The 1021-nt window shown below is 61.0% G+C and carries 2 protein-coding genes; both read right to left on the minus strand.

The features are described 5' to 3' along the window. Positions 1-199: Rid family hydrolase (locus AC097L_RS26435; RefSeq protein ID WP_479589653.1), on the minus strand; the 199-nt coding region annotated here is incomplete at its 3' end. A gap of 96 nt (positions 200-295) precedes the next feature. Continuing rightward, positions 296-838, minus strand: coding sequence for an MOSC domain-containing protein (locus AC097L_RS26440; RefSeq protein WP_479589654.1), 543 nt, complete (start codon positions 836-838; stop codon positions 296-298). Positions 839-1021: the final 183 nt, after the last annotated feature.

Consider the following 1021-nt stretch of genomic DNA (forward strand, 5'->3'; position numbering starts at 1 on the left):
AGATGGTGGCGGTCAGGATGCGCGACTTGTCGCTACCGGCCAGGGCCAGCACGCTGTCGATCTGGTCCAGTACGCTTTGCGTCTGGGCGGCGATGGGCAGGCTGGCATCTTCAGGAATCTGCCCGGCCAGATAGGCCACGCCATTGTGGATGGTGGCATCGCACAGGCGGTTACCGGGGTTGATGCGCTGGATGGTCATGGTGTGGCTTTCAGGGAGTGGAAGGGGTAAATGCTTGGATCGTAAACATGTTGTATGGCTGGCCCCCAGGCCCTCCATCGCTGTGAACTGGCGGGGTCACACACAGGCCAGCGGGCGGTGGGGCTGTATAGGCAGCTTGGTGGTGATGGTGTCACCAGGGTGCACTGTGCCGCTGGCAAGCACTACCCCCATGACACCGGCTTTGCGCACCAGTTCTCCATCGGGCGTGCGCCCCAGCACGGCAGCGGTCAGGCCGGGTTGAAACTGGTTGAGCTGCGCACAGGGATTGCGCAGCCCCGTGATCTGAACGATGGCCGACGCGCCGATGTGCAGCTCGGCCCCGGTGGGCAATGCCAGCAGATCCAGGCCGCGGGTGGTGATGTTCTCGCCGATCTGCCCCGGCAGCACGGTAAAACCCTGCGACACCAATTCGTCAAACAACTCGCCCTGCACCAAGTGCACTTGCCGCAGATTGGGCTGCGTAGGGTCTTTGGCCACCCGCGAACGGTGTTGCACCGTAACCCCGCAGTGGGCATCGCCCTCAACCCCCAAGCCCGCGAGTAGCTGGATATGCGCCGTGGGGGTCTTGGAAAAGCCGTGCTTCGGGCTGGTGCTGACGGCTGTGACGTGGGCTTGCATCGGATGGGTTCCTCGGGGTTGTATTGCCACGGCCAAGTATCCCACCCAATGTTGTATGTGTCCTTAAAAACATGCACAATTAAAGGGCTTCCAAATGAAGGTTAATTAGGAGAAATCCATGCAAAGCATGACTATTGAGCAGCTACGCGTTGCCAATAACGCCGGGGGCGTTTCGGGCGTGAC

This window comes from Rhodoferax sp. RT5P35, assembly GCF_056521385.1.